This window comes from Arthrobacter sp. YC-RL1 (assembly GCF_001454985.1).
GTDB lineage: Bacteria > Actinomycetota > Actinomycetes > Actinomycetales > Micrococcaceae > Glutamicibacter > Glutamicibacter soli.
In genome coordinates, this window is sequence record NZ_CP013297.1 from 2219699 (window position 1) to 2233210 (window position 13512).

Genomic DNA, 13512 nt, shown 5'->3' on the forward strand with positions numbered 1-13512 from the left:
GGTTGATCGGCAAGCGGATCGCCCTCCGAACGGTGTCCGGGCCGCCCGGTGTTGCGCCCGTTGCCGCGCGCCGCGGTTCGGTGTGCGCGGCGTAGTTCCCAGTTCACTCATGCGCAGAGATTAGCAAGCCGGAATATGAAGCAGAAAGAGGCGAGAATCACCGCACAAATCGCTGAAACTTCCATCGGGTACCGCTGGGTGGGACCGAAAGAAGCGAAATAAGGAAAATGACAGAAGAAGCTTTGCCTTTCTCCGGAGGCTGATGAAAGAAACTGCGGGTCAGCGGGCGGTGCTCGCCTTCTACTTGCTTTCACTGCGCCTGGCATCGCCACGCGGTGCGTCCAAAACGTTGATGACGACAGGTGAAGCGCAGCTGTTGAGCTAATGCGCTTGACGGCATTTCTGGGAAAGCTAATCTGCTCTGATCGTTTTTCGCAGGTAGTTGTTTAGGCTAACCTTAGACTGATCGACCTGTGGCCCGCATCGCAATCGCGGGTTCCGGCGGTCACCCGCGATCGACAAATACCCCTTCGCGGGAGCGCCAAGAAGATGAAGGCAGCACAAGATGATCGGAAACTACCTGATCGGTCTGCGCGAGGGACTGGAAGCGGTCCTGATCGTGGTCCTGCTGATCGCGTACCTGACCAAAACGAACCGCCGGCACCTGCTGCCGCGCATCTACGCCGGCGTGGGCGTCGCGGTCGCGGTGTCGCTGGGCTTCGGCGCGCTGCTGACCTTCGGCCCGAGCGGGCTGACCTTCCAGGCGCAGGAGATCATCGGCGGCACGCTGTCCATCTTGGCCGCGGGCCTGGTGACCTGGATGATCTTCTGGATGGCCAAGACCTCCAAGACGCTGAACAAGGACCTGCAGCAGCAGGTGGACAAGGCGGCCGACGGCCCGGCCTGGGGGCTGGTCATCGTCGGCGCGCTGTCGGTGGGCCGCGAGGGCCTGGAGACGGCGCTGTTCATCTGGGCCGCGGCGCGCACCAGCGACCAGACCTGGGAGCCGCTGCTCGGGGCGGGGCTGGGCATCGCCACCGCGATCCTGCTCGGTGTGCTGCTGCACCGCGGCATCGTGAAGATCCAGCTGTCCAAGTTCTTCGCCTACACCGGCGTGCTGCTGGTGGTGGTCGCCGCGGGCGTGCTCGCCTACGGCGTGCACGACCTGCAGGAAGCCGCCGTGCTGCCGGGCATCAACAACCTCGCCTTCGACCTCAGCGCGCAGCTGCCGCCCTCGGGCGTGGCAGCCACCTTGCTCCAGGGCATCTTCAACTTCACCCCGGCGATGACCGTGCTGCAGGTGGCCGCCTGGGCGCTCTACATCGTGCCGGTGATGTTCTTCTACCTGCGCGCCCTGCGCTCCGGGACCACGGCAGGCGCCAAGCCCGCGCCGAAGCCGGCGGCGACGCAGTCGTCCGCGCAGTCACCAGCGCAGTCACCAGCGCAGTCTCCGGAAAACGCCTGAGCGGCGCACCGCACCAACCATTCGCACTACCGAGGATCCACCACCCATGACCAAGTTCCTGGCACCCGCCGCCCTGCTCGCGCTCGGCGCCCTGGCCCTGACCGGCTGCACCGACAACAACGCCACCGCCAGCGCGGACGGCTCCATCGCCGTCACCGCGAGCGACGACGCCTGCACCCTGGCCACCGGCACCGCCGCCGGCGGCACCCTGAAGTTCTCCGTGAAGAACGAGGGCACCAAGGTCAACGAGTTCTACCTGCTGGCCGAGGACGGCCTGCGCATCGTGGGCGAGGTGGAGAACATCGGCCCCGGCGTGACCCGCGACCTGGTGGTCATGGCCCCCGAGGGCAGCTACTTCGCCGCCTGCAAGCCGGGCATGGTCGGCGATGGCATCCGTTCGCCGTTCACCGTGACCGCCGCGGCCGCCGGCCAGGAGGTCTCCGCGGACCGCGCCGCGCTGCAGCAGACCGCCGTGGTCCAGTACGCCGCCTACGTCAAGGACCAGTCGCAGCAGCTGCTGGCAGGCACCGAGGACTTCGCGGCGGCCTTCGCGGCCGGCGAGGAGGCCAAGGCGAAGGAGCTCTACCCGCAGGTGCGTATGCACTGGGAGCGCATCGAGCCGGTGGCCGAGTCCTTCGGCGACCTGGACCCGATCCTCGACGCCCGCGAGGCGGACCTTGAGGAGGGCCAGGAGTTCACCGGCTGGCACCGCGCGGAGAAGGATTTGTGGGCCCCGAAGGGCTACACCAAGATGAGCCAGGCGCAGCGCCAGCAGATCGCGGATGGGCTCGTAAAGCACACCACCGAGCTGGTCACGCGCGCCCAGGCGCTGGAGTTCACCCCAGACAAGCTGGCCAACGGCGCCAAGGAGCTGCTGGACGAGGTCGCCACCGGCAAGGTCACCGGCGAGGAGGAGGCCTTCTCCCACACCGACCTGTGGGACTTCCAGGCCAACCTGGAGGGCGCGAAGATCGCCTACGAGGACCTGGCCCCGCTGCTGGAGGGCACCGACGACGAGCTGGATGCGCAGCTGAAGGAGAACTTCGAGAAGCTGCAGGCGCAGCTGGACGCCTACCGCGTGGGCGAGGGCTTCAAGTACTACGATCAGCTGGGCACCGAGCAGGTGCAGGAGCTGGCCGCCGGGGTCGATGCCCTGTCCGAGCCGCTCTCCCGCCTGACCGCCGCGGTGGTCAAGTAGGGCGGGCACCATGGGCGAAGAGAAGAAGGCCGGGATCTCCCGGCGGCTGCTGCTCACCGGGGCCGGCGCCGGCGGCGCGGGCCTTGCCGTGGGCGCGCTGGCCACCGCGGCCTTCGGCGGGCAGCTGCCCGAGAAGCAGGCAACCGACACCATCGAGTTCTACGGCGAGCACCAGGCGGGCATCACCACCGAGGCCCAGGACCGCATGCACATCGTCGGCTTCGACGTGACCACGCAGGACCGCGGCAAGCTCGTCGCGCTGCTCAGGGACTGGACCGCGGCGATCGAGCAGATGGCCGCCGGGCAGCCGGTGGGCGGCGCCGACACCGGCTCCTACGACGCCCCGCCGGCGGACACCGGGGAGGCCGAGGGCCTGGGCGCCGCGCACCTGACGGTGACCGTGGGCTTCGGCCGCTCGCTGTTCGTCGACGAGCACGGCAAGCCGCGCTTCGGACTGGAGGGCAAGCTGCCCGAGGCGCTGATCGAGCTGCCGCATTTCTCCGGGGACATGGTGGAGGAACAGCGCAGCGGCGGGGACATCGTGGTGCAGGCCTGCGCCAACGACCCGCAGGTGGCGGTGCACGCGATCCGCAACCTCTCGCGGCTGGGCTTCGGCACGGTGCGGGTGCGCTTCAGCCAGATCGGCTTTGGCCGCACGGCCAAGACCACCCAGGCGCAGCAGACCCCGCGCAACCTGTTCGGCTTCAAGGACGGCACCGCCAACATCCTGGCCGAGGACGCCGACGCGCTGGCCAAGCACGTCTGGGTGGGCAAGGATTCGACCGACCAGCCGTGGATGGCCGGGGGCACCTACATGGTGGCCCGGCGCATCCGCATGCAGATCGAGACCTGGGACCGCTCCGCGCTGCGCGAGCAGGAGAACGTGGTGGGCCGCATCAAGTCCACCGGCGCTCCGCTGTCCGGCGGCGAGGAGTTCAGCGAGCCGGACTTCGCGATGGCCGGGTCGGCCGGGCCGATCATCCCGGTGGACTCCCACGTGGCGGTGCTGCATCCCAGCGCGCACAACGGGGCGCGGATGCTGCGCCGCGGCTTCAACTACACCGACGGCTCGGACGGGCTGGGCCGGCTGGACGCCGGCCTGTTCTTCATCGCCTTCGTGATCGACGCGCGCACGCACTTCGTGCCGCTGCAAAAGGCCATGAGCGCCAATGACGCGATGAACGAGTACCTGCGCCACACCTCCTCCGGGCTCTACGCGATCCCGCCGGGCATCCAACCCGGACAGTACCTGGGCCAGCAGCTCTTCGAGGGCTGAAGACCTGAGCAGGCTGCGGGCCCGCGCGATCTTTCCCCATGCGATCGCGCGGGCCCGCTGTTGCCTGCGCCGCGGCGTGCCTAGACTGGGTCGAACATCGGCAGGACGGAACAGCTGTTTCGAAGCGGAGGGTCCCATGAGCACGGTACTGCAGCAGCACAAGATCACCATCCTGGCCGGGGCGCGCACCGCGGTGGGCAGATTCAACGGCATGTACCGGGAGCTTGAATCCGCGCAGCTCGGCGCGGCGGCCGTCCGCGGCGCCCTGGAGCGCAGCGGGCTGGAGCCCGAGGCGGTGGACGAGGTCGTGATGGGCTGCATCGGCCAGGTGGGCCCGGAGTCCTACAACGCCCGGCGGGTGGCGCTGGGCGCCGGCCTGCCGCAGTCGACCACCGCGTTCAACGTGAACCGGTTGTGCGGCAGCGGGCTGCAGGCGGTGTTCAGCGCCGCCCAGTCGCTGGTGGTGGGCGCCAGCCAGGTTGCAGTGGCCGGCGGCAACGAGTCGATGACCACCCTGCCGTACCTCGACTACTCGGCCGGGCAGGCCCGCTCGCTGGCCCCGCGCACGCTGCGCCACGGCACCTTGGCCATGCTGACCGACCCGTTCAGCAACAAGCACATGGGCACCACCGCGGATGCGGTGGCCCGCAAGTACCAGGTGGGCCGGGCGGCGCAGGACGAGTTCGCGCTGCGCTCCCAGCAGCTGGCCGGCAGCCAGATCGCCCGCCAGGCCTTCGCGCAGGAGATCATCGAGCACAGCCTGGTAGGCGGCCAAGGCCGGGATGTCGACGAGCACCCGCGGCAGGGCGTGAGCCTGGATTCCCTGGCCGCGCTGACACCGGCCTTCTCCCCCGAGGGCACGGCCACCGCGGGCAATTCCTCGGGCGTGAACGACGGGGCGGCGGCGCTGGTGCTGGCCAAGGGCGAGTACGTGCGGGCGCACGGGCTGCCGGCGCTGGCCACGGTGGAGCATGTGGTGGTGACCGCCATGGATCCGGCCTACATGGGGTACGCCCCGACCTTCGCGCTGCGCAAGCTGTTCGCCGAGACCAAGCTGGGCCCGAAGGACATCGACGTGTTCGAGCTGAACGAGGCGTTCGCCGCGCAGGCGCTGGCGGTGATCCGCGACGCGCAGCTGGAGCCCTGCAAGGTCAACCCCTATGGCGGGGCCATCGCGCTGGGCCACCCGGTGGGCGCCACCGGCGCGATCCTCGCACTGCGCGCGGCGCTGGACCTGCAGCGCCGGGACCTGGAATACGCGGTGGTGACGCTGTGCATCGGCGGCGGGCAGGGCATCGCGGCGCTGCTGAAGCGGGCCTGAGGGCTACTGCAGGGCGGAGGTGAGCCGGGCCAGCGAGTCCAGGATCTTCTCGCGCCACGGCCGGCGCTTCCAGCGCTGCAGGTCGATGGGCAGGCTGAGCTCCCGGTAGCCGTCCTCGACCTTGCGCATCTCGGCGACGAACTGCGCCCCGCGCACCAGGAGCGAAACCTCCATGTTCAGGCTGAAGGAGCGCATGTCCATGTTGCTGGAGCCGATGACCGCGACCTCGTCGTCGATGGAAAAGTGCTTGGAGTGCAGCACGGTGGGCGAGGGGTACTGGTAGATCTTCACCCCGGCGGCCAGCAGGTCGGTGTAGTAGGAGCGCTGCGCGTGGTAGACCATCGCCTGGTCGGCGACCTCGGAGACGAACAGCTCCACCGCCAGCCCGCGGGAGGCGGCGGTGATGATGGCCTGCAAGGTGGCCTCGTCCGGGACGAAGTACGGGCTGGTGATGCTCACCCGGTGCCGGGCATTGTGGATCAGCGAGACGAAGAGCTTGAGGTTATTGTCGTTCTCGAAGCTCGGGCCGCTGGGGATCACCTGGGCGTCCAGCCCGTGCACGGTGCGCGACTGGTGGGCGCTGGGCGTTTCATGGTGGATGCTCGCCTCGCGCACCCGGTACTTCTCCCCTTCGAGCAGCTCGTCGGTTTCGCTGAACCAGTCGGTGATGAACACCGCGTCCAGCTCGCTGACGATCGGGCCTTCCAGCCGCACCATCAGTTCCTTCCAGTGCAGGCCGCGGCGCAGGTTCCCGGGCTTGAGGTAGGTCGAGTCGATCAGGTTCTGCGACCCGGTGAAGCCCACTTCCCCATCCACGATCAGCAGCTTGCGGTGGTTGCGCAGATCCGGACGCTGCCATTGGCCCTTCAGGGGCTTCAGCGGCAGCATGTGGTGCCATTGGATGCCCAGCCGGTCCAGCTCTTGGATGGTTTCCTTGCGCCGCGGCAGGGTCAGGGTGGCGACGTGGTCGAAGAGCACCCGCACCGCGACCCCGCGGGCGGCGGCGCGGCCCAGCGCGGCGATGAGCTCTCCGGTGGTCTGGTCGCTGACCAGGATGTAGAACTCCACGTGGATGAATGACTGCGCCTTCTCGACCGCGCGGACCATGGAGGCGATGGACTGCTCGTAGCCGCCGATCAGCGTGGCGGAGGTTCCCGAGACCATGCCCAGCGCGCCGAGCTTCTCGTTCATCGCCACGGTCGGACCCAGCCAGTCCGGGGAGTCGAACTGCGCCCGGTGCCCGCTGAGCCCGGAGGCGGCGTGCATCAGCTCGTTGACCTGCCGCTGCTTCTCCCGGCGGTGGCGCGGAAGCCGGCCGAAGCCGATCAGGAAGAAGGCGATGGCGCCCAGGTACGGGATGAAGATGATCGTCATGATCCAGGCGATGGCCGTGGTCGGCTTGCGCCGCGAGGAGATGACGATGGCAGCGGTCAGGCCGATGACCAGGTGCAGGATCAGGAAAACCACGCCAACTTCGTCAGCTGTATTCAATGCGCTGCCTCTCAGTTCCACGATGCGCAACCGGACAGGCCGCGGAAGGCCAACAGCGGCCCCGTACGAAATCCTATGTCTACGTGCGCGCTTTCCCGCAGATTACGCGCAACCGGAGGGTGTTCAACCTCTCAGCCGGTGCCTTGGCCTCTGAGAACCGCGTGATTGGCACATAGATATATTGAGGATGCAGATAACTTGAATAATGCCCGGTGCCCCGATCTTTGCGATCAGGACTCCGGGCAGCGATTTCTTCCGAACCGATTTCCACTCCAGCCGGTGTCCTATTTATCCACCGACCAGAGACAAGGCCCAATTCGCCCCTAGGATCAATATCGTCGCGGTACGCCACGATGACAATCAGACTTCAACATCTGTGGGGAGAGGCCATCATTTCCATCACCCGCCGGTTCACGGCCGCCTCGGCCGCCCTGCTCTGGGCCTTGCACTCAGCTCATGGTCCATATCGCCGTCGCAGCCTTCGCCGGACCCCTCGCCTGCAGCTTCCGCCTCGCCCACAACTTCCGCGTCTGCTTCGCCGACCAATTCCGTAGCGGCGAGCGCCACGGCGCAGGCCGCTGGGACAGTGAAGCACAAGGTGGGCAACGGGCATGTCGAACTTGAGGTGCCGGCGGACTGGAGACTTGTGGGGACCGGCGAATATTTCGAAGGCCAGATACACGAGGACCTCAAGTCGACCTACAGCACCCGCAATGCCAAGGGAGCGGAAATGGCGGTGCTGAGCACCGGCATCGAATAATATCCGCATGGCGAGCCGCCCATGACGCAGGTGCACAATGAGATCATCGATTTCAGCGACCAGGCAGTGAATGGCCAGTCGCATGTTTTCGCCACTTCCGAGGGCAGCACAGGGACCTCCATCAGCTTGGCTATGGGGAAGAAGAACCAGCTTGAATTCGCTAACGCCCTCCCATGGGTCTTCGGCCCTTCGCAGTCCAGCGGCGCCACCTTCTACCGGGTGATTGGCGACGCTGAGCGGCTCACCGGAGTTGACCCAGGCCCGACCGGGGCTGCCCGTGCCAAGGCCTACGCCCAGACCGAGGCGTACAGGGTACTGAAGGCAACCATGCTGTCGCTGAAGGAAACCAAGAAGTTCACGGCTCCGCCTTTGGGCGAAGCAAACTCGTGCGTCGGTGCGAAGTACACCTATGAACTAGGGAATTCCCAGCTCGGCCGCGACGAGCTGAAGGCTTTCCTGGAACGGCTGTTGCAGGAGCGCCCGAGCACGGGTGGTGTGGAGATCATCGGTTTTGGTGCCTGCATGCTGGCCGTGTTAAAGGAGCCCGGTTTTTGCCTGGTTGATTCGACCGAGGGACGTTTCGAATTCAGGGTGGAATAGCCCGGGCTCCCCGCCACCACCCCCGGGCGAAAATCCGTTCCAGTGGGCGTCGCCATGTCGCGCCGCATAGTCACCTGATCGAAGTCGCCAAGCTGCGAATCAATTCCGGCGAAACATCTTAAGGATTGCGACTGCACATGTTCAGATAGAACGCTTCGATGTATGCAGGGTGACTTGACAGGCGGAACATGAAATCGGCGGCATGGCCGCGGTATGCCTCTAGCACGCAGCGGCATTTGTTGAAGGGGGCGGGCATGCTTGCTTGGTGCCATTTAACGCGGATCCCCCTATCCCGAATTACCGCCATGCCTGCGCGAACGAGGGAAGCTGTCGACGAAGATCTGCCTTGCGGATTTCTTCTATTGCTTGACCAAGCATCTTCTGAAACCACAGGCCATGCCCGCAGCGGCGAAGTCCGTTTCGAAGCCCACGGATTCCCGGGTCGAGTCCAGCATTGGTTGCCTCGTCTCGGACTGTGCAGTATGCAGCGAACACAGCTGGATGGATCCGGAGCGCCGTTCGTGACTGCCGACAACAACCCGTCCTTCAAGCGTGGCTGGTACCTGCCTGAGAATGCACCCGGGCAGCGCTTCGCTGAGAGCGTTGCCCGGGTGGCTCGGATTCAAGCTGCGCGACAGGCTGGTGCCTAGCGCACGGCGACGCGCAGCTGGTTGTTCCACGGATCCTTGAACTGCAGCTCGGATCCGGTGTGATGGTTCTGCACACCCGCGAAGTCCAGGCGTTCGGCGATCTTGCCGATCTCGTCCTGGGTCGGGACGTTGATCAGCACCTCGCCCAGGCCCAGGGTGTCCTTGCGAGGTCCTGCGCCGCGGGAATTCCAGACGTTCATGGCCATGTGGTGGTGGTAGCCGCCGGCGGAGACGAACAGCGCCTGGTTGCCCAGCGCCGCGGTCTGGTCGAACCCCAGGGTCTGGACGTAGAACTGGTGGGCCGTCGCGACGTCGCCGACCTGCAGGTGGACGTGGCCTACCTCGGCGCCAGCCCGCTTCTGCCCGGCGACAGCTTCCTCGGTCAGGTGGGTGTTCAGGAAGTTGTTCGGGTCCAGGTAGATGGTGTCCATGGAGACCTGGTCTCCGGTCCAGGTCCAGGTGTCGCGCGGGCGGTCGAAGTAGAGCTCGATGCCGTTGCCTTCCGGATCGGTGAAGTAGAAGGCTTCGGAGACCAGATGGTCCGAGCTGCCCACGAAGCTGCTCTGGTTGTACTTCGCGGCGGACAGCACGGTGGCGGCCAAATCGGCTTGGGTCTTGAAGAGCAGGGCGGTGTGGAACAGGCCCGCTTCGCCGCGAGCCGGCAGCCGCAGCCCGGGGGCAGGCGTGAGCTGGACCAGGGTTTCGGCGCCGCGTCCAAGGCTGGTGCCGGCGGCGCTTTCCTTGAGCACTTCCAGACCCAGGGCCTGCTGGTAGTAGGTGCTCATGGCGTCCAGGTCGCCGACCTTGAGCTGCACGGCATTCATCGACAGTTGCGCGGAGAGCCTGTCTTCCTTCAGGGGTGCCATGGTCGGCGTCCTTTCTGCGGGCGGGTTGTCTTGCTTGATTCCAGAGTACGCCTCTTTAGTTGAAGCTTCAATCTTTTAATTCAAATGTGCCCCACATCCCAATTTTGTGGCCGCGGCACGACACCCCGGCAGCGGAAACCCTTCCCCTTTGATAGGACGTCAAAGTATATTAGCCAGTGACCGTCATCACAAAGGAAATGGGCGGCGAATCTGCGAGCTGGAGGATGCAAATGGGTGTGACTGAAGAATTCCGCACGGTACGGGATCAGCTGATCGCGTGGCGCGAGAACTACCAGCACGCCTGCGAGCATTTCTCCTGGCCGCGTTTCACCCATTTCAATTTCGGCTTCGACTGGTTCGACCAGGTTGCCGCCGACCCGCAGCGCGTCGACACCCCGGCACTGGTGATCACCGAGCTGGACGGCTCCTCGACCCGGCGCACCTGGCGCGAGCTGTCCGAGCGCTCGACCCAGCTGGCCCGCTGGCTCAGCGATTCCGGGGTGCGCCGCTCGGATTCCATCGCGGTGATGCTGGGCAACCAGGTGGAGCTGTGGGAAACCATGCTGGCAGGCATCAAGCTCGGCGCCATCCTGGTCCCCTGCACCACGCAGCTGACCCCTGCGGACCTCAGCGACCGCATCCAGCGCGGACACGTCACCTGGGTCATCACCAACGAAGCCGAGACCCCGAAGTTCGCCTCGCTGGAGGAGGACTTCACGCTGGTGCAGATCGGCGGCACCCCGGCCGAGGGAATCCTGTCCTATGCGGATTCATTCACCGCGCCAACGGAGTTCACCCTGGAATCCCCGACCCGCGCCGAAGAACCGCTGCTGCGCTACTTCACCTCGGGCACCACCTCGCGGGCGAAACTCGTGGAGCACACCCACGTGTCCTACCCGGTGGGGCACCTGAGCACCATGTTCTGGATCGGCCTGGAGCCAGGCGACGTGCACCTGAACGTCGCCTCCCCCGGCTGGGCCAAACACGCGTGGTCCAACCTGTTCACCCCGTGGATCGCCGAGGCGACGGTCTTCGTCTACAACTACGAGCGCTTCGACGCCGGAGCGCTGATGGAGCAGATGGCCCGCGAGAAGGTCACCAGCTTCTGCGCCCCGCCCACCGTCTGGCGGCTGCTGATCCAGGCGGACCTGACCCAGCTGGCAACTACCCCGGCCAAGCTCGTCTCGGCCGGCGAACCGCTGAACGCCGAGGTCATCGACCAGGTGCAGCGCGCCTGGGGCCAGGTGATCCGCGACGGTTTCGGGCAGACCGAAACCACCGTGCAGATCGCCAACCCGCCCGGCGAGCGGATCGTCATCGGCGCCATGGGCCGCCCGATGCCCGGCTACCAGGTGGTGCTGCGCGACCCGCTGACCGGGCAGGAATCGGACACCGGGGAGATCTGCCTGGTGACCGATCCGCGGCCGCTGGGGCTGATGAACGGCTATTTCGAGGACGAGGAGAAGACCGCGCAGGCATTCCACGGCGGGGTCTACCACACCGGGGACATTGCCGAGCGGGACGAGCACGGGGTGCTCACCTATGTGGGGCGGGCGGATGACGTATTCAAGTCCAGCGACTACAAGCTCAGCCCCTTCGAGCTGGAGTCGGTGCTGATCGAGCATCCGGGGGTCGGCGAGGCGGCGGTGGTTCCCGCGCCGGACGACCTGCGGCTGTCCGTGCCCAAGGCCTATGTGGTGCCGGCCGCCGGCTACACCGCCGGGGCTCAGCTGGCAGAGAGCATCCTTGCCTACTGCCGCGAGCACCTGGCCGCCTACAAGCGGATCCGCCGCCTGGAATTTGCGGAGCTGCCCAAAACCATCTCGGGCAAGATCCGCCGGGTGGAGCTGCGCCGGGCGGAGGAGGAACGCCACCGCGGCGGCACCGCGCCGGGCACCGAATACCGGGACACCGACTTCCCGGGATTGAAATCCAGATGACACCGGGAGTGCTGGCGGCAGGGTGTCGTATTGATCAATATTGCACGTGTTGCGCAAGTCGACCGCACAACCTGACGCAACAATTCGTCCAAAGTGAGCACCAGAGTATATTGATCAAGGAAACGTTCACCCTGTTCACCGTGCAGTCCAGCTGCCGCCGAAAGGACTCTGATGAGTAACACCGAGAAGTTCCGTGCGGCGCGCGACCTCCTCCTGGCCCACCGCGACGACTACGCCGGTGCGCGCAAGGCCTTCAGCTGGCCGCAGTTCGAGGACTTCAACTTCGCCTACGACTGGTTCGACGCGGTGGCCAAGGATCCGGCCCGCGCGGACACCCCGGCGCTGATCCTCACCGAGCCGGACGGCAGCAGCGCCCGCTACAGCTGGGCCGAGCTGTCGCGGCGCTCCACCCAGGTGGCGCGCTGGCTCTCGGAGAACGGGTTCAAGCGCCAGGACACCATGATCGTGATGCTCGGCAACGAGGTCGCGCTGTGGGAGATCATGCTCGCGGGCATGAAGCTGGGCGCCATCATCATCCCCTCCACCACGCAGCTGACCAGCGTGGACCTGGCCGACCGCATTGAACGCGGCAAGGCCAACTGGATCGTCACCAGCTACGAGCAGCTGCCCAAGCTTGAGCAGGTGCCCGGCGACTACACCACCGTCCAGGTCCGCGGCGAAGCACGTGAAGGCACCCTGCACTTCGACGACTCGCGCCAGGCCCCGGCGGACTTCGCGCTGGACACCCCGACGCGCGCGGACGAGACCTTGCTGCTCTACTTCACCTCCGGCACCACCTCGCAGGCCAAGCTGGTGCAGCACACCCACGTGTCCTACCCGGTGGGCCACCTGGCGACCATGTACTGGATCGGACTGGAACCGGGCGACGTGCACCTGAACGTCGCCTCCCCGGGCTGGGGCAAGCACGCGTGGTCCAACTTCTTCGGCCCGTGGATCGCCGAGGCCACGGTGTTCGTCTACAACTACGAGCGTTTCGACCCCAAGGCGCTGATGCACCAGATGGATGTCGAGAACGTCACCAGCTTCTGCGCCCCGCCCACCGTGTGGCGCTACCTCATCCAGGCCGACCTTTCGATGCTGCGCACTCCCCCGCGCAAGCTCGTCTCCGCCGGCGAGCCGCTGAACCGGGAGGTCATCGAGCAGGTGCGCAGCGCCTGGGGCCAGGTCATCCGCGACGGCTACGGGCAGACCGAAACCACCGTGCAGATCGCCAACCCACCGGGAGAGCCGGTCAAGGTGGGCGCCATGGGGCGCCCGATGCCCGGGTACGAGATCGAGCTGCGCAACCCGACCACCGGCCAGCTGGCGGAGGTCGGCGAGATCTGCCTGCGGCTGGACCCGCGGCCGGTGGGCCTGATGAAGGGCTACTTCGAGGACCCGGCGAAAACCGATCAGGCCACCCGAGGCGGGGTCTACCGCACCGGGGACATCGCCGAACGCGACGCCGAGGGTGTGCTGACCTATGTGGGGCGCGCGGACGACGTGTTCAAGTCCAGCGACTACAAGCTCAGCCCCTTCGAGCTGGAATCGGTGGTGCTGGAGCACCCGGCGGTCGCCGAGGCCGCCGTGGTCCCCTCCCCGGATCCGATGAAGCTGTCGGTCCCGAAGGTGTTCGTGGTGCTGGCGCCGGGCCATGAGCCGACCGCCGAAACCGCCGAAAGCATCCTGGGCTACTGCCGCGTGAACCTGGCCCCGTACAAGCGCATCCGCCGCCTGGAATTCTCCGAGCTGCCCAAAACCATCTCTGGCAAGATCCGCCGCGTGGAGCTGCGCCTGGCCGAAAGCGACCAGCACGCCAAGGGCCAGGTGCCGCCGAAGGAATACCGGGACACCGATTTCCCGTCGCTGAAGTCCCTGGGCTGAGCCCGGGACGACGCAAAACCCGAGGGGCTCGGACAGCCACGCTGTCCGAGCCCCTCGGGTT

11 protein-coding genes are annotated in these 13512 nt (G+C 66.5%); 9 read left to right on the plus strand and 2 right to left on the minus strand.

The window, feature by feature from the left end:
• Positions 1-565 precede the first annotated feature (565 nt).
• From efeU to ATC04_RS10435, 4 genes are all read left to right on the plus strand, one after another.
• On the plus strand, positions 566-1465 hold the full coding sequence (gene efeU / locus ATC04_RS10420; protein WP_047118959.1) for an iron uptake transporter permease EfeU: 900 nt from the start codon (positions 566-568) through the stop codon (positions 1463-1465).
• A 46-nt stretch (positions 1466-1511) separates the two neighbouring features.
• Positions 1512-2663, plus strand: coding sequence for an iron uptake system protein EfeO (gene efeO / locus ATC04_RS10425; protein ID WP_047118958.1), 1152 nt, complete (start codon positions 1512-1514; stop codon positions 2661-2663).
• Between the two features lie 10 nt (positions 2664-2673).
• Positions 2674-3939: an iron uptake transporter deferrochelatase/peroxidase subunit gene (gene efeB / locus ATC04_RS10430; protein WP_047118957.1), complete on the plus strand. Its 1266-nt coding sequence runs from the start codon at positions 2674-2676 to the stop codon at positions 3937-3939.
• 136 nt (positions 3940-4075) lie between these two features.
• Complete coding sequence (locus ATC04_RS10435) at positions 4076-5260, plus strand: thiolase family protein (protein WP_047118956.1); 1185 nt, start codon at positions 4076-4078, stop codon at positions 5258-5260.
• Between the two features lie 3 nt (positions 5261-5263).
• Here the strand turns inward: ATC04_RS10435 and cls are convergent, their stop codons facing one another.
• Positions 5264-6751 (minus strand): cardiolipin synthase, encoded by a 1488-nt coding sequence (gene cls / locus ATC04_RS10440; protein ID WP_231735960.1) that lies wholly within the window; start codon positions 6749-6751, stop codon positions 5264-5266.
• Positions 6752-7337: 586 nt separating this feature from the next.
• On the opposite strand from cls, the gene ATC04_RS19335 reads away from it, so the two are divergent.
• From ATC04_RS19335 to ATC04_RS19875, 3 genes are all read left to right on the plus strand, one after another.
• The gene (locus ATC04_RS19335; RefSeq protein WP_157359285.1) at positions 7338-7511 is read left to right on the plus strand and encodes a hypothetical protein; all 174 of its coding nucleotides are present in this window, start codon (positions 7338-7340) and stop codon (positions 7509-7511) included.
• A gap of 21 nt (positions 7512-7532) precedes the next feature.
• Positions 7533-8111 carry a hypothetical protein gene (locus ATC04_RS10445; protein WP_047118955.1) on the plus strand — a complete coding sequence of 193 codons (579 nt, stop codon included), beginning with the start codon at positions 7533-7535 and terminating at the stop codon, positions 8109-8111.
• A gap of 482 nt (positions 8112-8593) precedes the next feature.
• A complete protein-coding gene (locus ATC04_RS19875) occupies positions 8594-8761 on the plus strand; it encodes a hypothetical protein (protein WP_157359286.1) in 168 nt (55 codons plus the stop codon).
• On the opposite strand, the gene ATC04_RS10450 is transcribed toward ATC04_RS19875, so the two are convergent.
• Positions 8758-9627: a VOC family protein gene (locus tag ATC04_RS10450; RefSeq protein WP_047118954.1), complete on the minus strand. Its 870-nt coding sequence runs from the start codon at positions 9625-9627 to the stop codon at positions 8758-8760. The two genes, ATC04_RS19875 and ATC04_RS10450, sit on opposite strands and share 4 nt — an antisense overlap.
• A 230-nt stretch (positions 9628-9857) precedes the next feature.
• Here ATC04_RS10450 and ATC04_RS10455 point away from each other — a divergent pair, with 230 nt between their 5' ends.
• On the plus strand, positions 9858-11567 hold the full coding sequence (locus ATC04_RS10455) for an AMP-binding protein (protein WP_047118953.1): 1710 nt from the start codon (positions 9858-9860) through the stop codon (positions 11565-11567).
• A gap of 171 nt (positions 11568-11738) precedes the next feature.
• On the plus strand, positions 11739-13451 hold the full coding sequence (locus tag ATC04_RS10460; protein WP_047118952.1) for an AMP-binding protein: 1713 nt from the start codon (positions 11739-11741) through the stop codon (positions 13449-13451).
• Positions 13452-13512: the final 61 nt, after the last annotated feature.

What these genes read in the sequence shown, in the direction of transcription:
- ATC04_RS10450 (WP_047118954.1), bottom strand. Translation starts at nt 9,627, where the DNA reads ATGGCACCCCTGAAGGAAGACAGGCTCTCCGCGCAACTGTCGATGAAT.
- ATC04_RS10455 (WP_047118953.1), top strand. Translation starts at nt 9,858, where the DNA reads ATGGGTGTGACTGAAGAATTCCGCACGGTACGGGATCAGCTGATCGCG.
- efeU (WP_047118959.1), top strand. Translation starts at nt 566, where the DNA reads ATGATCGGAAACTACCTGATCGGTCTGCGCGAGGGACTGGAAGCGGTC.
- efeB (WP_047118957.1), top strand. Translation starts at nt 2,674, where the DNA reads ATGGGCGAAGAGAAGAAGGCCGGGATCTCCCGGCGGCTGCTGCTCACC.
- ATC04_RS10435 (WP_047118956.1), top strand. Translation starts at nt 4,076, where the DNA reads ATGAGCACGGTACTGCAGCAGCACAAGATCACCATCCTGGCCGGGGCG.
- ATC04_RS19875 (WP_157359286.1), top strand. Translation starts at nt 8,594, where the DNA reads ATGCAGCGAACACAGCTGGATGGATCCGGAGCGCCGTTCGTGACTGCC.
- ATC04_RS10445 (WP_047118955.1), top strand. Translation starts at nt 7,533, where the DNA reads ATGACGCAGGTGCACAATGAGATCATCGATTTCAGCGACCAGGCAGTG.
- ATC04_RS10460 (WP_047118952.1), top strand. Translation starts at nt 11,739, where the DNA reads ATGAGTAACACCGAGAAGTTCCGTGCGGCGCGCGACCTCCTCCTGGCC.
- efeO (WP_047118958.1), top strand. Translation starts at nt 1,512, where the DNA reads ATGACCAAGTTCCTGGCACCCGCCGCCCTGCTCGCGCTCGGCGCCCTG.